A 22434-nucleotide genomic window follows, 5' to 3' on the forward strand; every position below is an offset into this window, starting at 1 on the left:
GGTTCTATCTCCTTTACGGATGCTGAAAAAAGCAAAACCCCATCACGAAGATGGGGTTTTGCAAGACGTGGGCTGACCGTACCACAGCCACTCAAATAAACAAGACCGCCCGGTCAAACCATGCCGTTACGCTGCTGCAGACGTACCTCGGCCGCCGCGCAGATCGCGCGCTGGCGCGGCGCGTCGACTCTGCTCCAGTCGAGAATCTCTTGCAGCGTGCGGCCACAACCCAGGCAGATATCCTGAGCGTCCAGACAACACTGGCGACGGCAGGGCGATAGGACCTGTCCGCCGTCAGGCTCAGAGCTCTTCGAACTCAAGGTCAGCACCGGATTGTTCAAGGGTGATGCGCGCCAGCATTTCACCCAACTGCTCGTCACTGCTGTCGCAGATCCAGCGCTCGCTGGCCTGATCGTAATCAAAGTGGAAACCACCGGAACGCGCGGCCAGCCAGAGTTGGCGCAACGGCTCCTGGCGACTGAAGATCAGCTGGCTGCCGTTTTCAAAACGCACGGTCAGCACCCCGCCTGAGTTTTCCAGGTCCAGGTCCAGGTCGCTGTCATCGAAAATATCTTCTACCGCCTGCTGGGTGGCATCGACCAGATCGTGAAAGCGGGCTTCGGTCAAACTCATTACGGCTTACCTCAAAAATTCCAGCGACTGCAAAAGTCTTGGGCTGCGGTGATTAATGGTCATTCAAGCAACGGCGGTACTCGCCAGGACTCTGCCCCGTCCAGCGACGAAAGGCGCGAGCCAGCGAACCGGGCTCACTGAACCCGACCAGAAAGGCGATTTCCGCCAGTTCCAGCGCCGGGTCACGCAGGTAATTGAGCACCAGTTGCTGGCGGGTTTCATCCACCAACTGGTTGAAGGATAACCCGGCCTCGCGCAAACGCCGCTGCAGGGTACGCGGACTGAGCGCCAAACGCGCGGCGATTTGCTGCAGATCAGCGCCCGCCTCCGGCAACTGCCGGGACAATTCCAGCCGCGCACGATCAAGCACGCTGCTGCCCTGCTGGATTTCCCCGAGCAGGCGATCGGCATAGGCATCGAGCATCACCCGCACCTGGGCATCAGCCTGGCCAAGTGGCGTGGCGAGCAGGCGCCTGGGAAAGACCAGGGCGTTATCGGCTTGATCGAACAGCACCGGACAGCGAAAAATCCGCAGGTACTCGGAGGTATCCGCCGGAGCCGAATGCTGGAAGCGCACCTCGGTCGGTGGAATATCCAGGCCGCTGATCCAGTGGCCGAAGGTTACCCAGCCAGCCAGGGTTTCTTCACTGAGTTGACGTTTCTGCTGCGGCAACAAGGGCTGCCAGCTGTGCGCCACCTGCGGTTCCAGCTCAGGACGCGGCGGCTCATCAGCCAGATCGACCACCCCCAGATTCCCCACCAACGCGGCGTAACGCGCCTGGCGATGCAGCGCATCAGCGAGGGTCGCGCAGCTCATGATCAGGTAGCCAAGCACTCCGTAGTAACCCGGCCGCACCGCCTCGCCCAGATGCAGGCCCAGTTGCTCATCGCCGGTCAACTGCACGCCATTGCCGAGCAGTTCCAGGTAAGTACTGGCGGCAACGCGCTGATCGCGCTGGGCCAGAATCTGCGGACTGAGCTGCACGCGCTCGAGCAACGCGGGCGTATCGAGCCCCTGACGGGCGAGGTAGTCGAGCAACCCTTGCAGGTAGGCGACTGAAATCGAACTGTTGACCACTACAGGGGTATCCATCCGGGCTCCTGAACGCGGGTGGTAAGCGCAAATACTCCGCCAAAGATACAGGCAAAGCCCCGCCAGACGGGAATTCTGGCGCATAGGCAAGGCGTCGGGGGGTCGGTATACTCCGGCGCAATCATGCTTTATTACAAGGATTTCACCATGAAGCGGTTGTTTACTGCCTTTATCGCGATGCTTGCTGTCAGCACCCTGCTCACGGGCTGCGGCCAGAAAGGCCCGCTGTACCTGCCGGAAGAAAGCCAGCCAGCGCCTGCGCAAACCGAATAAGGGCCAGCTATGAACGCCTTCAACTACCGCGACGGCCAGCTGTTCGCGGAAGGCGTGGCCTTGTCTGCCATCGCCCAACGCTTCGGTACGCCGACCTACGTCTACTCACGTGCGCACATCGAGGCGCAGTACCGCACCTATGCCGATGCCCTGCAGGGTATGCCGCATCTGGTGTGTTTTGCCGTCAAAGCCAACTCCAACATCGGCGTGCTGAATGTCCTGGCCCGCCTCGGCGCTGGCTTCGATATCGTCTCCCGCGGTGAGCTGGAGCGCGTCCTGGCAGCTGGCGGCGAAGCGAGCAAGATCGTCTTCTCCGGCGTCGGCAAAAGCCGTGATGACATGCGCCGCGCCCTGGAGGTTGGCGTGCACTGCTTCAACGTCGAGTCCACCGAAGAGCTGGAACGCCTGCAAGTGGTCGCCGCCGAGCTGGGCAAGACGGCGGCGATTTCGCTGCGGGTCAACCCGGACGTCGACGCCGGCACCCATCCGTACATCTCCACCGGTCTGAAAGAAAACAAGTTCGGCATCGACATCGAGCAGGCTGAAGCGGTGTATGCCCGCGCCGCCGAGTTGCCGAACCTGCAGATCGTCGGGGTCGATTGCCACATAGGCTCGCAGCTGACGGCCCTGGCACCGTTTCTCGATGCTCTGGATCGCCTGCTGGTACTGGTTGACCGCCTGGCTGCACGCGGCATCCGCATCAGGCACCTGGATCTGGGTGGTGGCCTGGGCGTGCAATACCGCGATGAGCAGCCACCGCAGGCTGGCGAGTACATCGCCGCCGTGCGTGAGCGCCTGACCGGTCGTGACCTGGCCCTGGTATTTGAACCGGGTCGCTACATCGTCGCCAACGCCGGCGTGCTGCTGACTCAGGTGGAATACCTCAAACACACCGAACACAAGGATTTCGCCATCGTCGATGCGGCGATGAACGACCTGATCCGCCCGGCGCTGTACCAGGCCTGGATGGATGTAGTAGCCGTGCAGCCGCGCGATGACGCAACCCGCAACTACGACATCGTCGGGCCGATCTGCGAGACCGGCGACTTCCTCGCCAAGGACCGCGACCTGGCCCTGGCCGAAGGTGATCTGCTGGCTGTGCGCTCGGCCGGTGCTTACGGTTTTGTCATGAGTTCCAACTACAACACCCGCGGCCGCGCCGCCGAGGTGATGGTGGATGGCGAACAGGCCTTCGAAGTGCGTCGTCGCGAGACGCTCGGCGAACTCTTTGCGGGCGAAAGCCGCCTGCCGGAGTAAAACCGATGCTATTGCGCTTTACCAAGATGCACGGCCTCGGCAATGACTTCATGGTCCTCGACCTGGTCAGCCAGCACGCGCATATCCAGCCGAAAAACGCCAAGGCCTGGGGCGACCGTCACACCGGCGTGGGCTTCGATCAGCTGCTGATTGTCGAGCCGCCGAGCAACCCGGACGTGGACTTCCGCTACCGCATCTTCAATGCCGACGGCTCGGAAGTGGAACAGTGCGGCAACGGCGCACGCTGCTTTGCCCGTTTCGTGCTGGACAAGCGCCTGACGGTGAAGAAGCAAATCCGTGTGGAAACCAAGGGCGGCATCATCGAGCTGGATGTACGCAACGACGGCCAGATCAGCGTCAACATGGGCGCACCGCGCCTGGTGCCTGCCGATATCCCGTTCCAGGCCGAACAGCAAGCGCTGAGCTACAGCGTGGCCGTCGACGGACAGGCCGTTGAGCTGGCCGCCGTGTCCATGGGTAACCCGCATGCCGTGCTGCGCGTCGAAAGCGTCGACAACGCGCCGGTACACAGCCTCGGGCCGAAGCTCGAACACCACCCGCGCTTCCCGCAACGGGTGAATGTCGGCTTCCTCCAGGTGCTCGACCGCACACACGCCAAGCTGCGCGTCTGGGAGCGCGGCGCCGGGGAAACGCAGGCCTGCGGTACCGGTGCCTGCGCAGCGGCAGTGGCAGCTATCAGCCAGGGCTGGATGGATTCTCCGCTGCAGATCGAGCTGCCAGGCGGCAAACTGAGCATCGAGTGGGCAGGCCCAGGGCGGCCCGTTATGATGACCGGGCCCGCCGTACGGGTGTACGAAGGACAAGTCCGCTTATGACTGAGCAGCGCTTATGACAGACCAGCAGGATTCACCCAAACCATTGGATTCAGAAACAGTCGCCGCTTACCTGCGCCTGCATCCGGAATTCTTTATCGACCACGACGAGTTGATCCCCGAGCTGCGCATTCCGCACCAGCGCGGCGATACCGTGTCACTGGTCGAGCGTCAGGTGAAGCTGCTGCGCGAGCGTAATATCGAGATGCGTCACCGCCTCTCGCAACTGATGGACGTGGCCCGTGACAACGACCGGCTGTTCGACAAGACCCGCCGCCTGGTACTCGACCTGCTCGATGCCAGCAGCCTGGAAGAAGTGGTCAGCTGCGTTGAAGACAGCCTGCGCCGCGAGTTTCAGGTGCCCTTTGTCAGCCTGATCCTGTTTTGCGATGTACCACTGCCGGTTGGCCGCTCGGTCAGCAGTGCCGAAGCGCATCAGGCCATTGGCGGGCTATTGGCCGGTGGCAAAACCATCTGCGGCGTGCTGCGTGAACATGAGCTGAACTTCCTGTTTGGCAACGAAGACGGTGCTCAGGTTGGCTCGGCCGCGGTGGTCAGCATCAGCCACCAGGGCCTGCATGGCGTGCTGGCGATTGGCAGCGCCGATCCACAGCATTACAAAAGCTCGCTGGGCACGCTGTTCCTCGGCTACATTGCCGAAGTGCTGGCACGCGTCGTTCCCGGTTTTGCCACACCGTTGCGCTCGGTACGCTAGCGCTAAACCTCGCAGCGACCGTATCGCAGGGAGCCTCCATGCAAGACCTCCTGGACGCCTACCTCGAACACCTGCGCAGTGAGCGCCAGCTTTCTTCCCATACCCTGATTGGCTATCGCCACGACCTGAGCACGCTGTTGACGTTCTGCAGCCAGGAGCAGATCGACAGCTGGAGCGCGCTCGACACGCCACGTCTGCGCCGCATAATCGGCCGTTTGCACATGCAGGGCCAGTCCAGCCGCAGCCTGGCCCGCCTGCTCTCGGCCGCGCGCGGCCTGTACCGCTACCTGATTCGTGAAGGTCATTGCGACAGCGACCCGGCCAGCGGCCTGACGCCACCCAAGGGCGAACGTCGCCTGCCGAAAACCCTGGATGCCGACCGCGCCGCACAACTGCTCGACGGCGCCCTGGAAGACGACTTTATCGCCCGCCGCGACCAGGCCATGCTGGAGCTGTTCTATTCATCTGGGCTGCGCCTGTCCGAGCTGGTCAGCCTCAATCTGGACGGCCTCGACCTGCCGGCCGGCTTGGTACGCGTCATCGGCAAGGGCAACAAGACCCGCGAACTGCCCATCGGGCGCATGGCACGCGAAGCGATGGAGCAATGGTTGCCACTGCGCGCGCTGGCCAGCCCGGCCGATGGCGCCGTGTTTATCAGCCAGCAAGGCCGGCGTATCGGCCCACGCGCGGTGCAACTGCGCGTGCGTCAGGCCGGTGTGCGTGAGCTGGGCCAGCACCTGCACCCGCACATGCTGCGTCACAGCTTCGCCAGCCATATGCTGGAATCATCCCAGGATCTGCGCGCCGTGCAGGAGCTGCTTGGCCACGCCGACATCGCCACCACACAGGTCTACACCCACCTGGATTTTCAGCACCTGGCCACTGTTTATGATCAGGCTCACCCTCGGGCCAAACGCAAAGGCAGCACAGAATGAGCATTCAACTGATCACCTTCGACCTTGACGACACCCTGTGGGATGTCACCCCGGTGATGCAGGACGCCGAAGCCGCACTGCGCAATTGGCTGGCCCTGCATGCGCCACGCCTCGGCGGCGTGCCGGTGGAGCACCTGTGGTCGATTCGCACCACCTTGCTGCAGGCCGAACCGATGCTCAAGCATCGTCTCAGCGAACTGCGCCGGCGCATTCTTTTCCACGCCCTATCAGATGCCGGCTATGCACACGCGGATGCACAAACGCTGGCCGAGGCCGGTTTTCAGGTGTTCCTCGCGGCACGCCATCAGGTCGAACTGTTCGCCGAGGTACACCCTACGCTTGAGGCCCTGGCCAACCGCTTCCAGCTCGGGGTGATCACCAACGGCAATGCCGATGTGCGCCGCCTGGGCCTGGCCGACTACTTCCAGTTCGCCCTGTGCGCCGAGGAGCTGGGCGTCGGTAAGCCCGACCCGAAGCCATTCAGCGAAGCGCTGAAGCGCGCCGGTATCGCGGCCGAGCACGCGGTGCATATCGGTGACCACCCCAGCGACGACATTGCCGGGGCGCAGGCGGCCGGCCTGCGCGCGATCTGGTTCAACCCTCAGGGTAAGGTCTGGGGCGCGGAAAACCGCCCGGATGCGGAGATCCGCAGCCTGGCCGAACTGCCAGTGCTGCTGCACAGCTGGGCGTAAACCGCGCTCAACCGCCACAAATGGCGGCCATTAAAAATCGCCGGGAGCGATTTTTGACGTCGCACAGCGACGGCCCCGAAGGGGTGGCCGCCATGGATGGCAGGCCACAAAAAAGCCCGCATGCTGATGGCATGCGGGCTTTTTGTTTTTCGGCAGACTTTTAGATGGGGCGGCTGCCGTATTTGCTGTCCGGCTTCTTGGGTGGGTCAGCCACCACGTTGGCTTCCACCTCTTGCACCTTGCCACCCCGGGCCAAAAACTCTTCCATAGCGCGCGCCAGGGCATCACGTTCTTTCTGCTTGGCTTCGATGCTCGGCAGATCTTCTACATCGACGGCAGCCTTGGCTTTCTTGCTTTTGCTGGCCGGAACAATTTCATCGTCGCCGTCACCCTCATCACCGCTGTCGCCGTCATCGGCGGCCGCCAGTTCTTCGCCTTCGTCTTCTTCAGCGCCTTCTAATTCGTCGTGTTCCAGATCTTCGTCGCTCATGTTCCAACCTCATGACTTGCGAAAAGCAGAGTAGTTATAGCCCAGCTGCGTCAGCTTTCTAACGTCGCTGATAAAAATTCCAGGGTTCTGGCTGTGGCTGAACGCTGCGCATCGGCGATCTGCGCTCAACGGCGCGCATTCTAGGGGCTGTTGCCCGTGGATCACAACCGCACCAACGTCTGTTTTAGGGCAACACGGCTCGCCAGATGTTGTTTGTTCACCCTCACATAAAAACAAAGGGCGCCCGAAGGCGCCCTTGTACACAACTTTGAAACTCAGCGCTTGGTGAATTCAGGATAGGCTTCCATACCGCACTCGGCGATATCCACACCTTCGTACTCTTCCTCTTCGCTGACACGCAGGCCGATCACCAGCTTGATGATGGACCAGGCGATCAGGCTGGCCACAAAGACCCAAGCGAAGATCGCACCGATACCCAACAGCTGGGCGCCGAGGCTGGCGTCGCTATTGGTCAGGCAGACCGCCAGCAGGCCCCAGATGCCGCCGGTACCGTGTACCGAAATAGCCCCGACCGGGTCATCAATCTTCAGCTTGTCCAGACTGAGAATGGAGAACACCACCAGCACACCACCGACGCCACCGACCAGCGCCGCCTGCAAAGCACTCGGTGTCAGCGGTTCGGCAGTAATAGACACCAAGCCAGCCAAGGCACCGTTGAGCGCCATGGTCAGGTCGGCCTTACCGAACAGGATGCGCGCCACCAGCAAGGCGGCGATCAGTCCGCCCGCCGCCGCCAGGTTGGTGTTGACGAACACATTGGCCACGGCGTTGGCGTCTTCTATGCTACTCAGCTTGAGCTGCGAGCCACCGTTGAAGCCAAACCAGCCGAACCAGAGGATCAAAGTGCCCAGCGTCGCCAGCGGCAGGTTGGCCCCTGGGAAGGCGTTGATCTGCCCCTTGGGCCCGTACTTGCCCTTACGCGCGCCGAGTAGGATGACCCCGGCCAACGCCGCCGTGGCACCGGCCAGATGAACGATGCCGGAACCGGCGAAGTCCTTGAAGCCGGCAGCCTTGAGGAAGCCACCGCCCCAGGTCCAATAGCCTTCTACCGGGTAGATCACGCCGCACATGACCACGGCGAAGGCGAGAAAGGCCCACAATTTCATGCGCTCGGCCACTGCGCCAGAGACGATCGACATGCAGGTCGCGGCAAACACCACCTGAAAGAAGAAGTCCGCACGTTTGGAATAGTAAGGCGCGCCATCACCACCGACAACGACCACTTCCGGCACATGTTCCTCACCAATCAGAAAGCCCAGATTAGGCAGCACACCGCCGGCATCGCCGCCGTACATCAGCGCGTAGCCGAACAGCAGGTACATAACGCACGCCAGTGCGTAGAGGACGATGTTCTTGGTCAGAATTTCGGTGGTGTTCTTGGCCCGTACCAAGCCGGATTCGAGCATGGCAAACCCCGCCGCCATCCACATCACCAGGGCACCACAGACCAGCAGATAGAAGGTGTCGAGCGCGTATTGCAAGGGAATCAGTGCGGTATTTTCCATAAGTACTCCGTTGTACCGTAGGACCTGCGCCACCGTTGGCGCGGACAAAGAAAATCATCGGTAGTCATTTTTAACGGCGCGTAGCGACGGCACGCAGGGTGGCTGCCATGGATGGCTGGCCATAAAAAACGCCCGGCAGGCCGGGCGTTTTGCACAGCAGTTAGACTTACAGGTTGTAGCCGCGCTCGTTGTGCTCGGAGAGGTCAAGACCAACCGATTCAGCTTCTTCACTGACCCGCAGGCCCATCACCAGATCCAGCACCTTGAGGATGACGAAGGTGACGATGCCGGTGTAAACCACGGTGACCAGCACACCCACGATCTGGATCCAGACCTGGCCGCCGATGTCTTCCACCGAACCGAAGCCGCCCAGGGCCGGTGCAGCGAACACGCCGGTGAGGATGGCACCAACGATGCCGCCGATACCGTGCACGCCAAAGGCGTCCAGGGAGTCGTCGTAGCCCAGCTTGCGCTTGAGGCTGGTGGCGCAGAAGAAGCAGATCACGCCAGACGCCAGACCGATCACCAGTGCGCCCATCGGGCCGGCGGTACCGGCGGCCGGGGTGATGGCGACGAGGCCCGCAACCACGCCGGAAGCGATGCCCAGAGCACTCGGCTTACCGTGGGTGACCCACTCGGCGAACATCCAGCCCAGGGCAGCGGCAGCGGCAGCAATCTGAGTCACCAGCATGGCCATACCCGCGGTGCCGTTGGCAGCGATAGCCGAGCCGGCGTTGAAGCCGAACCAGCCGATCCACAGCATAGCCGCACCGATCAGGGTGTAACCCAGGTTGTGTGGTGCCATCGGGGTGGTCGGATAACCCTTGCGCTTGCCTAGCACCAAACAGGCCACCAGACCGGCGATACCGGCATTGATGTGCACCACGGTGCCACCGGCGAAGTCCAGTACGCCTTCATCCCAGAGGAAAGCGCCGTCGCCGGACCAGACCATGTGGCACATCGGGGCGTAAACCAGAGTGAACCAGACGGCCATGAAGACCAGCATCGCAGAGAACTTCATGCGCTCGGCGAAGGCACCGACGATCAAGGCCGGGGTGATGATGGCGAAGGTCATCTGGAAGACGATGAACACACTTTCCGGGAAGGCGCCGATCAGGCTATCCGGCGTCAGGCCACTGAGGAAGGCCTTGTTTAGACCACCAATAAAGGAGTTGAGGTTGGTAACACCTTTCTCCATGCCAGTGGTGTCGAATGCCAGGCTATAGCCGTAGATGACCCACAGCACGCTGATCAGGCCGGTGATGGCGAAACACTGCATCATCACCGAGAGGATGTTCTTGGAACGAACCATGCCACCGTAGAACAGTGCCAGGCCTGGGATGGTCATGAACAGCACCAGAACGGTGGCGGTCAGCATCCAGGCGGTGTCGCCTGAGTTAAGGACAACCTCGTCAGCCATGGCCAAGCCAGGGGTTACGAGGGACAAAAGGGCTCCTAGCCCTGCGATCTTACGCAGAGTCATATTGTTTTCTCCTGGGGCGTGTGGGGGTTTGGAGGCTTAAACTGCGTCGGTGCCGGTTTCGCCGGTACGGATGCGGATCGCCTGTTCCAGATTGACGACGAAAATCTTGCCGTCACCGATCTTGCCGGTGTTGGCCGCCTTGGTAATCGCCTCAATGACCCGATCCAGCTGGTCGTCGGCAATCGCCACGTCGATCTTCACCTTCGGCAAAAAATCGACCACATATTCAGCGCCGCGGTACAACTCGGTATGGCCCTTCTGGCGACCGAAGCCTTTGACTTCAGTGACCGTGATACCCTGCACGCCGATCTCGGACAGCGACTCGCGGACGTCGTCCAACTTGAACGGCTTGATGATGGCAGTGACTAGCTTCATTAACTCTTCTCCCGTATTGATGGACTTGCCCCAGGAAAACAAACCCGGCCCAAGTCTATGCGCAGTGTCTGGCTTTTGAAATGCTACGACCGCGCTAGCTCGGCTACTCCGATATAAACCAACCACACCAGACGAAACGCTCCCCCGCTTCGCCTGACGCACCGGAACTGCATCGGTGCATGCGTCACGAGAGACTTAGCAGAAAGCTTGCCAGATTAACGAAAAGCGATTTATTTCATGCAGTTACCCAGCAAAAGCGGGTATCTGGCAGAAATCGGCTGGCAAATCGCGCACAACAACAGTGCACATATCGGATGCGGGGCGCGCAAAAAGCGTGCAAGCACGGCTTCAGCCTGCGGCCGTCGCACCCGCCAAGCCCACTCATGGCGCGTGCTACACTGCCGCCACCTGCCAACGGAACCTCACCATGCTGCCACCCAAAGCCCTACTGGACGCCCTGACCACCCACGCCTCGCGCTTGTTCAATGGCGATGTGCCGCTGCCGCGCAATGAATTTGAAGCGCAATTCAAGGTGTTGCTGCAAAGCGCTTTCAGCAAACTCGATTTGGTCAGCCGTGATGAGTTTGACAGTCAGATGGTGGTGCTCGCCCGAACCCGCGCCCGCCTGGAAGCCCTCGAAGCCAAGGTCGCCGAGATGGAAGCACGCAGCGCAGACACCCCAGCCACCCGCGAGTAACACCCGCAGCGGATGCATCAGCCGATCAAGGAGTGATCGATGTCTCTGGCCATAGTCCACAGCCGCGCCCAAGTGGGTGTTGAAGCCCCCGCCGTCACCGTCGAAGCCCACTTGGCCAACGGCCTGCCCTCGCTGGCCCTGGTCGGTTTGCCGGAAACCGCCGTCAAGGAAAGCAAGGACCGCGTACGCAGCGCCATCCTCAATTGCGCTTTCGAGTTCCCGCCCAGGCGCATCACATTGAATCTGGCACCCGCCGACCTGCCCAAGGACGGCGGGCGCTTCGACTTGGCGATTGCCCTCGGCATTCTCGCCGCCAGCGGCCAGGTTCCGGCCAGCGCGCTGGAGCACCTCGAATGCCTGGGGGAACTGGCGTTGTCCGGGGCGATTCGTCCAGTGCAGGGCGTCTTACCCGCCGCACTGGCAGCCCGCGCTGCCGGACGCACCTTAGTAGTGCCCAAAGCCAATGCCGAGGAAGCCAGCCTGGCGTCCGGTCTGACGGTCATTGCCGTCGAGCACCTGCTGGAGGTAGCCGCCCACCTGAATAACCAGACACCGATTGCGCCATATCAAGCCCAGGGCTTGCTGCGCCAGATCCTGCCCTACCCCGACCTGGCCGAAGTGCAGGGACAGATCGCCGCCAAACGCGCGCTGCTGGTAGCGGCGGCCGGTTCGCATAACCTGCTGTTTACCGGGCCGCCCGGCACCGGCAAAACCCTGCTGGCCAGCCGCCTACCAGGGCTACTGCCTCCGCTGGACGAGCAGGAAGCACTGGAAGTGGCAGCGATTCATTCCGTGGCCAGCCACATTCCACTGAGTGCTTGGCCACAGAGACCCTTTAGAACGCCTCATCACAGTGCATCGGGCCCGGCGCTGGTCGGCGGAGGCAGTCGCCCGCAACCGGGTGAAATCACCCTGGCCCATCACGGCGTGCTTTTTTTGGACGAGCTTCCTGAATTCGACAGAAAAGTTCTGGAGGTTTTACGTGAACCCCTGGAAAGCGGGCAGATCGTGATTGCCCGCGCCCGCGACAAGGTGCGTTTCCCCGCGCGCTTTCAGCTGGTGGCGGCAATGAATCCATGCCCCTGCGGGCATCTCGGCGACCCATCCGGGCGCTGCCGCTGTTCCACTGAACAGATCCAGCGCTACCGCGGCAAACTCTCCGGCCCGCTGCTCGACCGTATCGACCTGCACCTCAACGTGCCACGGGAAACCACCCGGCTGGATGCCAACGCCGAGTCCGGCCCAAGCAGCGCCGAACTGGCCGCCCAGGTCGTACAGGCTCGCCAACAGCAACTGGCTCGCCAGGGCTGCGCCAATGCCCACCTGGATCTTAATGGCGTACAGCAACATTGCAGCCTGCAGGGCGAAGACCGCCAATGGTTGGAAAACGCCTGCGAGCGTCTGGGCCTGAGCCTGCGTGCGGCCCATCGGGTGTTGAAGGTGGCGCGCACCCTGGCCGATCTGGACAGTGCCGCGTCTATCCATCGCAGCCATCTGGGTGAAGCCTTGCAGTACCGCCCCAGCATCAGCGGTGCCTGAACCGTGCCCATAAAGAAGCCCCGCATGCGGGGCTTCTTTTATATGGAGCTAGAGCCCTTACTGTTCGCGTCGAGCGGCCTGCTCACGACAAGCATCACCGAACGCCTTGAAGATCTTCACCGAATGTGGATTCTGTGCTGCCTGCCACTCCGGATGCCACTGCACCGCCAGGGTGAATTGCTCGGCGCCTGGCAGGTGAATCGCCTCAACCAGACCATCCTCGGCGTGGGCCAGAGCCTCGATGCCATCGCCCAACTGATCCAGTGCCTGTCCGTGCAGCGAGTTGACCGGGAACTCGGCCTCGCCCATCAGTTCGGCAAACCAGCTACCCGGCACCGGACGCACGCTGTGGCTGTCGGCGTACTGCACATTCACCGGCGCGCTGGTGTCTTCGCGATGGTCATTCATGCCGGGCACTTCATAGACCTTCTGGTGGATATTACCGCCCAGGGCGACGTTGATTTCCTGCATCCCACGGCAAATCGCAAACAGCGGCAGGCCACGGGCCAGCGCAGCGCGAATCAGTGGAATATCGAACAGATCACGATCCTTATCCTGACCCTTAGTCGGGGTCTGGTTTTTCTGTCCGTAAAGGGCCGGGTCGATGTTGCTGCCGGCACCGGTCAGGTACACACCATCGGCCATCGACAGGTATTGCTCAATATCGTCAGGCCCGCAGCAGCTGGGCACCAACACCGGTACGCAGCCAGACAGCTCGACCAGCGGGGTTATGTATTTGTGAGTCATGACTTGATAGGCATGCCCTTTGCGCTCTTGCGCGCCCATGGACATCAGGACAACCGGTTTACGCGCGCCTGGGCGCTGTTTCGTATTGTTGTTGGACATACATCACCTTGGGGCAGGCATGGCCTGCCGTTGCTGTGCAGGAAGGTTGACGGCCGTCATACGCTCCCTGTTATACCGCTGGTTCGCCCGCCATGCTGCCTGCACAGGTGTGCTCATAGGACCTGTGTGGCGTTCGAAACCCTGTGGCCAGTCTGCCAAAGCCGTAAAATATGTCAAACAATTCAGCAGGAATTGTTAAAGAATCAGACCGCTAGCATGACCTTTCCAGGCTGATGAATAGATATAACATGTTGTTATTGAATAATTTTTATCGAAACAACCGTGAGAGATAGTCCAATATTTTTTACGCAACCTGTCCATGATCCCTAACGGCTATAACCCATCACCCGCTCAACCTGTGGCAGCTGCATCGCGGCCACATCCGCCACCAGATAATCGCGCAAACGGCGAAAGCGCTCCTGACCTCGGCGCGCTTTGGGCCATACCAGGTAGTAGCTGCAGCCACTGGGCACCGCACTGGGCCAGGGTAGGCCCAGCCGGCCCTGGGCGACGTCCTCGGCGACCATCACCAAATCACCAATGGACACGCCGTAGCCACGCGCCGCCGCCACCATGCCCAGTTCCAGGGTATCGAACACCTGGCCGCCCTTGAGCGGCACCTGATCCGCAAGGCCCATGGCCTGCAGCCACTGACGCCAGTCACGGCGGTCAGGGGTGGGGTGCAGCAGTTCGGCGTCTTGCAGACGTGGCAGATCCCAAGGCTGTTCGCTCAAGGCCTCAGGCGCGCAGACCGGAATCAACCATTCGGCAAACAGCTCGGTGCTTTCCCATTCCTCCGGAAAATCGCCCTGACTGAGCAGGACGGCGCAGTCGAAGGGTTCATGCAGAAAGTCCACCTTGTCCACGTCCATCCAGGCGCTGGTCAGTTGCACCTCGCTGGCACTGCTCAGGCGATAGCGCGACAAGCGCGCCAGCAACCAACGCATGGTCAGCGTGGACGGGGCTTTCAGGCGCAGCACCGCGTCGTCGACGCGCAGGGTGTTGCAGGCGCGCTCCAAGGCCTCGAAACCATCGCGCAGCCCCGGCAGCAGCATGCGCGCCGTCTCGGTGAGTTGCAGGCTGCGGCCGCGACGCTCGAACAGGCGGCAAGCGAAGTGTTCCTCCAGGGTGCGCACATGCCGGCTGACCGCGCTCTGAGTGATCGCCAGCTCTTCGGCGGCGCGGGTAAAGGAACTGTGCCGCGCCGCCGCCTCGAAGGCGCGCAGGGCATAGAGCGGCGGCAGGCGCTGGCTCACGACTGCAATCCATGAGTAATAGTCATGCCTGTCATCGCTTTTATCCTTTTGTGCTGGGGCGTCTGGCTCTTGAGAATAGGCGCATTCTTAGCCTGCGCGGATTCACCGGGCAAGCGTCTAACTGAGTTGAACTCATCATGCTGCAGCCCTTGCGCGACGAATTGCGCGCCATTTTGACCCTTGCCGGCCCGCTGATCGCGGCGCAGTTGGCCCATGTGCTAATGGTGTTCACCGACACGCTGATGATGGGCATGCTCGGCCCGGCCACCTTGGCAGCAGGCGGGCTGGGCGCGGCCAGCTATTCCTTTGTCTCGATCTTTTGCGTCGGGGTGATTGCCGCCGTGGGTAACCTGGTTGCCATCCGCCACGGGGCGCAGGACGCGGCCGGCGTCACCCGCCTGACGCAGAATGGCCTGTGGCTGGGCTGGGGGCTGGCACTGCTGGCGGGCCTGGCACTGTGGAACCTGGGCCCAGCGTTGCTGTACTTCGGCCAGAAGCCGGAGAACGTCAGCGGCGGCATGCAGTTTCTCTCCACCCTGGTGTTTGCCCTGCCTGGCTATATGAGTTTTATGGCGTTGCGCGGCTTTACCAGCGCCATCGGCCGCCCCGGCCCGGTGATGGCCATCAGCATTGGCGGCGCGCTGGCCAACTTCATCCTCAACTATGCGCTGATCAAGGGCTGGTTCGGCCTGCCGCCGCTGGGTCTGGCTGGAATCGGCCTGGTCACCGCCGTGGTGATGAATGTGATGGCGCTGCTGCTGGCCTGGCATGTGCTGCACCACAGCGCCTACCGCCCTTATCCGCTGTGGCGCGGGCTGCTGCGGCCGGCCTGGACCGAGCTGAAAGAGCTGCTGCGCCTGGGCCTGCCGATTGGCGGCACCTATGCAGTGGAATCCGGCCTGTTTGCCTTTGCCGCGCTGTGCATGGGCGCACTGGGCAGCACCCAACTGGCGGCGCACCAGATCGCAATCATGTCGGTATACGTGGCTTTTATGGTGCCGGTGGGGATTTCCTACGCGGTGACCTTCCGTATTGGTCAGCACTTTGGTGCCGGCCGCTTGCTGCAGGCACGCCAGGCCGGACGCCTGGGCCTGGGCCTCGGCGCGCTGTGCATGCTCGGTTTCGCCTGCCTGTTCTGGCTGGCGCCGCACTGGGTAGTGGGACTGTTTCTCGACCACAGCGACAGCGCCTATGCCGAGGTGGTGGGCGTGGCCGTAGCATTGCTGGCGATTGCCGCCTGGTTTGAGTTCTTCGATGGCATTCAGACCATCGCCATGGGTGCAATTCGCGGCCTCAAGGACGCCAAGACCACTTTCTGGGTCGGTCTCGGCTGTTACTGGGCCGTCGGCGCGCCGCTGGCCTGGACGCTGGCCTTCCCGCTGGGCTGGGGCGCAGAAGGCGTATGGTGGGGGCTGGCTGGTGGCCTGGCCTGCGCCGCGATCGGCCTGACCCTGGGCTTTGAATGGAAAACCGCGCGCCTGCTGCAACCGACGGCCACCGCCTTCACGCCACAGCCTAAGCGTCTGGCTTCTTGAAGCGATAGAACAGATTGGGCTCGCTGACCAGATAGAGCACGCCCTGGTTATCCATGGCGATGCCCTCGCCCTGGGGCACGCTGCGGGTCAGGCCATTGCGCCCACCGAGCAGCGACAGGCTGCTGATCGGCTTGCCCTCGACATTCAGCTCCAGCACCAGGCGCGACTCATCGGACAACGCCAGCAGATGGCCGCTGCGCTCATCAAACTGCAGGCTGGACAGATCGCGTACAAACAACCCGGCATCGCGCTGCTGATCATCCACCACGTGTACCGCGAAAGGGCGCTGCGGATCACGCTGAGGGAAGCCGTGAATCTCATAGATGCGCATCGGGTCGCGCTCCTTGGCGACAAACAGGCGCTGACCGGCCGAATCGTAAGCCAGCCCCTCAAAACCCTTGTTGCCATTCAAGCCGATACCCAGCGAGAACTGCTGTGCCTGATCGGCATGCAACTCGGTGGTTGTGTCATCGACACGCACCTTGATCAGACGCTGCTGGCGCTCATCGCTGATCACATACAGGCCCTGGCTGATGTACTCGACCGCCTCGGCATCGCCAAAACCATGCAGGTCGATCCGCCGCAGAATCTCGCCCGCCAGTGACAATTCAATCAGCTGCGCCTTCTGGTTGGTTACGGTAAACAGGCTATTGCGGTCAGGGTCGAAGGTCAGCGCCGACACATCATCATCCAGCCCGGCAATCGGCTGAGCCTCGATTTCAACCTGATAGTCGGATAGCCGTATGGCCAGCACGGGCGAGGGGCTGTGCTGGCGCCATTGCTGCACGTTGAACCAGGCACGTTCAAACAGCCGGTACTCCTGGGCAAGCAGCCCAAGCAGCAACACGACCAACACCGGGATGAACCACAACACGTGCTTGAGGGACAGGTGAATACGCATACCCGCTTGCTCTCGATACCAGAAAACACCACAACGCCAGCCAACAGACACGCTGCTGGCTGGCGCGCCAAGCCCCCCATTAGAGGCGGCTCAACACGTCGGCGTCAGTTGACCAGTTCGAGGAACTCCACGTCGATCTCACGACTCATCAGGTCACGATCGACCTCGCCGGTGATTTTCACCGTAGCGGTTTCAGACACGGCCTGAGCGGGCCAGTGCTCATCATCGATTTCAACATTGATGGTGCCGCTGGCGTCCTTGAACTCATACAGCTCATCCTGCAGGCGCTTGACGATCTGCCCTTGCAGCACCACCGGGGTGTCATCGGCGGCATCCAGCGCTGCCGCCACGGTGCTGACCTGGGCAGTAACGCCTGGGCCGGTGTAACCGGTGGCCATTGCAGCAGTAGAGAACAGTGGAGCCAGCAGCAGAGCCAAAGTGAAACGCTTCATGGGGTAACCCTCTAATCAGTTGGTGATGGCGCCAGAGTAGAGGGCGTAGCTGAAGCCAGGCTTAATCGACGCTTAAACCAAGCTTAATCCGCCAGGGTGGGCGAGGCCGCAGCCGGCTCCTTGTGCAGCACGTAAAGCAGGTTCGGCTCACTGACGATGTAGATATTGCCCTGCGCATCCATGGTCACCCCCTCAGCCTGTTCGATACCGCCACGCAGGCCATTCATACCACGCGCCAAGCTGATAAAGCTGACCGGTTCGCCGTACTCATCCACCTCCAGCAGCAGCCGCGACTCGTCAGACAGCACCAGAGAGTGGCCGGTACGGGCATCGTAGGTCAGCGAGGAAATATCACGCAGAAACAAGTGCCCACCGCCCATGGGCTGCATAACACCGGTGGCACCGTCTTCACCGGGGAAAGGCAGGCTGAACAGACCCAGCGGCCCACGCTCCTTGCCCAGCAGCACCCGGTTGTTGCGCGAGTCCCAGGCAATCCCTTCAAAGCCCTTGTTGCCCGCATCGGCAAACCCCAGATCCAACGAGGGCAGCTCGGCAAACTCCAGGCTACGGGTCAGCGCTTCCAACTTGAACGTGGTCAGCGTACGCATGCGCTCATCGATGATCGCCAGGCGACCATCAGCAAGCATTTCCACGCCTTCGGGATTGGCAAAACCATGCAGGTCAATGCGCCGCAGCACCTGACCATCGAGGGTCAACTCGATCAATTGCGGGGATTTGCCTGTGACAATGAACAAGGTATTGCTGTCGGCACTGTAGGTCAGGCCGGAAACCTCCTCCTGCTCAAGCCCCTGCAGCGGCTTGCCCTGCAGCACAGCCTGATAGCCTGGCAGCCAGATATGTTGCTGCTGCTCGGCTGCCCCCACCTGCAGTTCCTGAAACCAGAAATACAGACGGTCATCCCAATGGCGGTAATTGGCCACCAACGCCGCACTCAGCCCCAACAGCAAAAACGCAATGAGCCAACGCAGACGCAGACGCACCAGCCGGACAATCCAGTTTGACATCGCACACAACTCAGCAGAACGATGGCTATCAGACTAGAGAGCTACCCTTAAGTTTCTGTTACGCCACCTGACCCACAGGCACCTCCAGGCGCCTGCTTGTAACGGTCATATGACTTAAAGCGCGCGACTGCTGAAGCGGCTGTGGCCAACCAGCTCCAGCGCCAGCTCATCACCCTTGTGCAGCGGGCCGACACCCACTGGCGTACCGGTGAGGATCACATCACCCGGCTGCAGGCTGAAATGCCCAGCGATGTGCTGGATCATCGGCAGAATCGGGTTAAGCATGTCACGGCTGTTGCCGTCCTGACGCACTTCACCGTTGATCGCCAGGCGAATGCCGATATCGGTAAGGTCTTCAACGGCATCACCGGGCACGAACGGCGCCAGCACGCAGGCACCGTCGAAGGATTTGGCGGTTTCCCAGGGATAGCCCTTGGCCTTGAGCGTGGCCTGCAGGTCGCGCAGCGTCAGGTCCAACGCCGGGGCGAAGCCGGAGATGGCATCGCGCACCTCCTCGGCATTCGGCGTGCGCGACAGCGGCTTGCCGATCAGCACCGCGATTTCCGCCTCGTAATGCACATCACCCTTACCCTCAACCAGGGTGAAGCCATCATCCAGCGGCACCACGCAACTGCCCGCTTTGATAAACAGCAACGGCTCGGTAGGAACCGGGTTGTTCAGTTCCTTGGCATGCTCGGCGTAGTTACGGCCGATGCACACCACCTTGCCCATGGGAAAGTGGATATGGGTGCCATCGACATACTGATGCTGGTAGCTCATAAGCAACTCCTGATGGGAATGCATGACGCCGCTCGTTGTGCGAGCGGCAGGCGCAGAGCGGTAGCCCCGCCCTACGCTCTGAATCGTTGATCGCCCATGGTGGAAGAACCTTCACGGGCTGTCGTAGCGACTAAAGACTTAATCAGCTTGCTGAAAGCGTTGCGAGCGAAGGCCAGGCAAGGCGGCGGAGTCTGGAAAAAGCGGAGTTGGCTAGTGCCCCAATGAGCATTTTTCCTGACTTCGCCAACGCAGCATGGCGCGCGTAGCCCGCAGCAGCTTTCAAAGCGGAAAGATCTTACCCGGGTTCATGATGCCGTTGGGGTCAAACACTGCCTTGATCGCCTTCATATAGCCAATCTCGGCTTCCGAGCGGCTGTAGGTCAGGTAATCGCGCTTGGTCATGCCCACACCGTGTTCGGCGCTGATCGAGCCGTTGTACTTCTGCACGGTCTCGAACACCCACTTGTTGACGGTAGCGCACTTGGCGAAGAATTCGTCCTTGGACAGGTTCTCCGGCTTGAGGATATTCAGGTGCAGGTTGCCGTCACCGATATGGCCGAACCAGACGATTTCGAAGTCCGGGTAGTGTTCGCCGACGATGCGGTCGATGTCGTGCAAGAAGGCCGGCACCTTGGAGACGGTGACCGAAATGTCGTTCTTGTACGGCGTCCAGTGGCTGATGGTTTCCGAGATGTACTCGCGCAGCTTCCACAGGTTCTGCAATTGCTGCTCGCTCTGGCTCATCACCCCGTCCAGCACCCAGCCCTGCTCCACACAATGCTCGAAGGTGGCCAGGGCGGCGTCGGCGACTTCCTCGGTGGTGGCTTCAAATTCCAGCAGAGCATAAAACGGGCAATCGGTTTCAAACGCCGGTGGTACATCGCCACGGGCCATGATCTTGGCCAGGGCCTTGTCCGAGAAGAACTCGAAGGCGGTCAGGTCCAGCTTGTTCTGGAAGGCATGCAGCACCGGCATGATCGAGTCGAAGTCCGGGGTGCCGAGCACCATGGCGGTGAGGTTCTTCGGCGCACGGTCCAGCCGCATGGTCGCTTCCACAACAAAGCCCAGCGTGCCTTCGGCACCGATAAACAGCTGGCGCATGTCGTAGCCGGTGGCGTTCTTGATCAGGTCTTTGTTCAGCTCCAGCAACTCGCCGGTGCCGGTAACAACCTTGAGGCCAGCCACCCAGTTGCGGGTCATACCGTAGCGAATCACTTTGATGCCACCGGCATTGGTGCCGATGTTGCCGCCAATCTGGCTGGAACCCGCCGAGGCGAAATCCACGGGGTAATACAACCCTTTGTCCTCGGCGAACATCTGCAACTGCTTGGTCACCACGCCGGGCTGACACACCGCCGTGCGGTCGAATTCGTTGAAGTCGAGAATCTGGTTCATGTAATCGAATGCCACGACCACTTCACCGTTGGCAGCGACCGCGCCTGCCGAAAGCCCTGTACGACCGCCCGACGGCACCAGCGCGACCTTATGCTGATTGGCCCAACGCACGATGGCCTGCACCTGCTCGATGCTCTTGGGGAAGGCAATCGCCAGCGGCGCGGGGGCGAAATGCTTGGTCCAGTCCTTGCCGTAAGTGTTGAGGGAATCGGCATCGGTCAGCACCTTGCCAGGCTCAACCAGGGTCTTCAGCTCTTCGATCAGCGCAGGGTTGGTCATCAACGGAACTCTCAAACGATTCATGGTCACCCTGAGCACGCTTCATCTGCCAGGGTAGGTGTTTCGCGGGGCTCGTATGCTAGCATACGCCCCCCGTAAATCGTGCCCCCGCGCCGATCTGCGGGCTGCGGCCGGCGGCGTTCGGCCTCTTCCCTGACACTATTTGTGGGACAACAGGTACTCCGATGAGCAAGACCTCTCTCGACAAGAGCAAGATCAAGTTCCTTCTTCTTGAAGGCGTCCACCAGAATGCAGTGGACACCCTGAAGGCCGCTGGTTACACCAACATCGAGTACCTCAAGGGCGCACTCTCCGACGACGAGCTGAAAGAAAAGATCGCCGATGCGCACTTTATCGGTATCCGTTCGCGCACCCAGCTGACCGCCGAAGTCTTCGACTGCGCCAAGCGCCTGGTGGCTGTAGGCTGCTTCTGCATCGGCACCAACCAGGTTGACCTCGACGCCGCCCGCGAGCGCGGTATCGCCGTGTTCAACGCACCCTATTCGAACACCCGCTCGGTGGCCGAACTGGTGCTGGCCCAGGCCATTCTGCTGCTGCGCGGCATCCCCGAGAAGAACGCTTCCTGCCACCGTGGTGGCTGGATCAAGTCGGCAGCCAACTCCTTCGAAATCCGTGGCAAGAAGCTGGGCATCGTCGGTTACGGCTCGATCGGCACCCAGCTCTCGGTACTGGCTGAAGCCATGGGCATGCAGGTGTTCTTCTACGACACCGTGACCAAGCTGCCACTGGGCAACGCCACCCAGATCGCCAAACTGCACGACCTGCTGGGCATGTGCGACATCGTGTCGCTGCACGTGCCTGAGCTGCCCTCCACCCAGTGGATGATCGGCGAGAAAGAAATCCGCGCCATGAAAAAGGGCGGCATTCTGATCAACGCCGCACGCGGCACCGTGGTTGAACTGGAGCATCTGGCTGCGGCGATCAAGGACGAGCACCTGATTGGCGCCGCCATCGACGTGTTCCCGGTCGAGCCGAAGTCCAACGACGAAGAGTTCGAAAGCCCGCTGCGTGGCCTGGATCGCGTGATCCTGACCCCGCACATCGGTGGTTCAACCGCTGAAGCCCAGGCCAACATCGGCCTGGAAGTGGCCGAGAAGCTGGTCAAGTACAGCGACAACGGTACCTCGGTTTCGTCCGTCAACTTCCCGGAAGTGGCCCTGCCGGCGCACCCGGGCAAGCACCGCCTGCTGCATATCCACGCCAACATCCCAGGCGTGATGAGCGAGATCAACAACGTGTTCGCCGAAAACGGCATCAACATCTCTGGCCAGTTCCTGCAGACCAACGACAAGGTCGGCTACGTGGTCATCGACGTCGACGCCGACTACTCCGACCTGGCGCTGGAGAAGCTGCAACACGTTAAAGGCACGATCCGCAGCCGCGTCTTGTTCTAACGCGGCGCA

General features: G+C 61.4%; 24 protein-coding genes. 10 read left to right on the forward strand and 14 right to left on the reverse strand.

The features are described from left to right. Positions 1 to 113 precede the first annotated feature (113 nt). Genes DBR00_RS18935 through DBR00_RS18945 form a run of 3 tightly spaced genes read right to left on the reverse strand, consistent with a single transcriptional unit; the run spans position 114 to position 1726 of the window. Positions 114 to 320: a DUF1289 domain-containing protein gene (locus tag DBR00_RS18935; protein WP_108486799.1), complete on the reverse strand. Its 207-nt coding sequence runs from the start codon at positions 318 to 320 to the stop codon at positions 114 to 116. Continuing rightward, positions 301 to 633: an iron donor protein CyaY gene (gene cyaY / locus DBR00_RS18940; protein WP_108486763.1), complete on the reverse strand. Its 333-nt coding sequence runs from the start codon at positions 631 to 633 to the stop codon at positions 301 to 303. Before cyaY ends, DBR00_RS18935 begins: the two co-directional genes overlap by 20 nt. A 52-nt stretch (positions 634 to 685) precedes the next feature. Next, complete coding sequence (locus tag DBR00_RS18945) at positions 686 to 1726, reverse strand: AraC family transcriptional regulator (RefSeq protein ID WP_108486764.1); 1041 nt, start codon at positions 1724 to 1726, stop codon at positions 686 to 688. Positions 1727 to 1873: 147 nt separating this feature from the next. Between DBR00_RS18945 and DBR00_RS18950 the strand changes: the two genes are divergently transcribed. Genes DBR00_RS18950 through DBR00_RS18975 form a run of 6 tightly spaced genes read left to right on the forward strand, consistent with a single transcriptional unit; the run spans position 1874 to position 6431 of the window. Continuing rightward, complete coding sequence (locus DBR00_RS18950; RefSeq protein ID WP_108486800.1) at positions 1874 to 1999, forward strand: lipoprotein; 126 nt, start codon at positions 1874 to 1876, stop codon at positions 1997 to 1999. 9 nt (positions 2000 to 2008) lie between these two features. Continuing rightward, entirely contained in the window at positions 2009 to 3256 is a 1248-nt protein-coding gene (gene lysA, locus DBR00_RS18955) for a diaminopimelate decarboxylase (RefSeq protein ID WP_108486765.1), read from the forward strand. A gap of 5 nt (positions 3257 to 3261) precedes the next feature. Next, entirely contained in the window at positions 3262 to 4092 is an 831-nt protein-coding gene (dapF, locus tag DBR00_RS18960) for a diaminopimelate epimerase (protein WP_108486766.1), read from the forward strand. Between the two features lie 13 nt (positions 4093 to 4105). Further along, positions 4106 to 4804, forward strand: coding sequence for a DUF484 family protein (locus tag DBR00_RS18965; RefSeq protein ID WP_108486767.1), 699 nt, complete (start codon positions 4106 to 4108; stop codon positions 4802 to 4804). 38 nt (positions 4805 to 4842) lie between these two features. Beyond that, complete coding sequence (gene xerC / locus DBR00_RS18970) at positions 4843 to 5739, forward strand: tyrosine recombinase XerC (RefSeq protein WP_108486768.1); 897 nt, start codon at positions 4843 to 4845, stop codon at positions 5737 to 5739. Further along, positions 5736 to 6431: an HAD family hydrolase gene (locus DBR00_RS18975; protein WP_108486769.1), complete on the forward strand. Its 696-nt coding sequence runs from the start codon at positions 5736 to 5738 to the stop codon at positions 6429 to 6431. The genes xerC and DBR00_RS18975 overlap by 4 nt, the downstream gene beginning before the upstream one ends. Positions 6432 to 6591: 160 nt before the next feature. Here DBR00_RS18975 and sutA read toward each other — a convergent pair whose 3' ends face one another. The 4 genes from sutA to glnK all read right to left on the reverse strand — a co-directional run bounded on the left by sutA (position 6592) and on the right by glnK (position 10305). After that, positions 6592 to 6921 carry a transcriptional regulator SutA gene (gene sutA, locus DBR00_RS18980; RefSeq protein WP_108486770.1) on the reverse strand — a complete coding sequence of 110 codons (330 nt, stop codon included), beginning with the start codon at positions 6919 to 6921 and terminating at the stop codon, positions 6592 to 6594. A 275-nt stretch (positions 6922 to 7196) separates the two neighbouring features. Next, positions 7197 to 8447, reverse strand: coding sequence for an ammonium transporter (locus DBR00_RS18985; protein WP_108486771.1), 1251 nt, complete (start codon positions 8445 to 8447; stop codon positions 7197 to 7199). 166 nt (positions 8448 to 8613) lie between these two features. Further along, positions 8614 to 9930, reverse strand: coding sequence for an ammonium transporter (locus tag DBR00_RS18990; RefSeq protein ID WP_108486772.1), 1317 nt, complete (start codon positions 9928 to 9930; stop codon positions 8614 to 8616). Positions 9931 to 9966: 36 nt separating this feature from the next. Beyond that, positions 9967 to 10305 (reverse strand): P-II family nitrogen regulator, encoded by a 339-nt coding sequence (gene glnK / locus DBR00_RS18995; RefSeq protein ID WP_021700071.1) that lies wholly within the window; start codon positions 10303 to 10305, stop codon positions 9967 to 9969. 427 nt (positions 10306 to 10732) lie between these two features. On the opposite strand from glnK, the gene DBR00_RS19000 reads away from it, so the two are divergent. Together DBR00_RS19000 and DBR00_RS19005 are read left to right on the forward strand one after the other, a co-directional pair. Next, complete coding sequence (locus DBR00_RS19000; protein WP_108486773.1) at positions 10733 to 11002, forward strand: accessory factor UbiK family protein; 270 nt, start codon at positions 10733 to 10735, stop codon at positions 11000 to 11002. A gap of 39 nt (positions 11003 to 11041) precedes the next feature. Continuing rightward, complete coding sequence (locus DBR00_RS19005) at positions 11042 to 12541, forward strand: YifB family Mg chelatase-like AAA ATPase (RefSeq protein ID WP_108486774.1); 1500 nt, start codon at positions 11042 to 11044, stop codon at positions 12539 to 12541. 57 nt (positions 12542 to 12598) lie between these two features. On the opposite strand, the gene DBR00_RS19010 is transcribed toward DBR00_RS19005, so the two are convergent. Next, entirely contained in the window at positions 12599 to 13387 is a 789-nt protein-coding gene (locus tag DBR00_RS19010) for a gamma-glutamyl-gamma-aminobutyrate hydrolase family protein (RefSeq protein ID WP_108486775.1), read from the reverse strand. A gap of 326 nt (positions 13388 to 13713) precedes the next feature. Then, positions 13714 to 14643, reverse strand: a complete 930-nt coding sequence (locus DBR00_RS19015; RefSeq protein ID WP_108486776.1) for a LysR substrate-binding domain-containing protein — start codon at positions 14641 to 14643, stop codon at positions 13714 to 13716. Between the two features lie 137 nt (positions 14644 to 14780). On the opposite strand from DBR00_RS19015, the gene DBR00_RS19020 reads away from it, so the two are divergent. Beyond that, on the forward strand, positions 14781 to 16178 hold the full coding sequence (locus tag DBR00_RS19020; protein WP_108486777.1) for a NorM family multidrug efflux MATE transporter: 1398 nt from the start codon (positions 14781 to 14783) through the stop codon (positions 16176 to 16178). Here the strand turns inward: DBR00_RS19020 and DBR00_RS19025 are convergent. The 5 genes from DBR00_RS19025 to DBR00_RS19045 form a co-directional block, all read right to left on the reverse strand. Next, entirely contained in the window at positions 16159 to 17079 is a 921-nt protein-coding gene (locus tag DBR00_RS19025; protein ID WP_108486778.1) for an SdiA-regulated domain-containing protein, read from the reverse strand. The two genes, DBR00_RS19020 and DBR00_RS19025, sit on opposite strands and share 20 nt — an antisense overlap. A gap of 104 nt (positions 17080 to 17183) precedes the next feature. After that, positions 17184 to 17531 carry a NirD/YgiW/YdeI family stress tolerance protein gene (locus tag DBR00_RS19030; protein ID WP_108486779.1) on the reverse strand — a complete coding sequence of 116 codons (348 nt, stop codon included), beginning with the start codon at positions 17529 to 17531 and terminating at the stop codon, positions 17184 to 17186. Between the two features lie 83 nt (positions 17532 to 17614). Then, a complete protein-coding gene (locus DBR00_RS19035) occupies positions 17615 to 18556 on the reverse strand; it encodes an SdiA-regulated domain-containing protein (RefSeq protein WP_108486780.1) in 942 nt (313 codons plus the stop codon). A 114-nt stretch (positions 18557 to 18670) separates the two neighbouring features. Further along, positions 18671 to 19336, reverse strand: coding sequence for a fumarylacetoacetate hydrolase family protein (locus DBR00_RS19040; protein WP_108486781.1), 666 nt, complete (start codon positions 19334 to 19336; stop codon positions 18671 to 18673). 279 nt (positions 19337 to 19615) lie between these two features. After that, positions 19616 to 21010, reverse strand: a complete 1395-nt coding sequence (locus DBR00_RS19045) for an FAD-binding oxidoreductase (RefSeq protein ID WP_108486782.1) — start codon at positions 21008 to 21010, stop codon at positions 19616 to 19618. 185 nt (positions 21011 to 21195) lie between these two features. Between DBR00_RS19045 and serA the strand changes: the two genes are divergently transcribed. Then, complete coding sequence (gene serA, locus DBR00_RS19050) at positions 21196 to 22425, forward strand: phosphoglycerate dehydrogenase (protein WP_108486783.1); 1230 nt, start codon at positions 21196 to 21198, stop codon at positions 22423 to 22425. Positions 22426 to 22434 lie beyond the last annotated feature (9 nt).

It is taken from the genome of Pseudomonas sp. HMWF032, from assembly GCF_003060885.1.
Taxonomy (GTDB): Bacteria; Pseudomonadota; Gammaproteobacteria; order Pseudomonadales; family Pseudomonadaceae; genus Aquipseudomonas.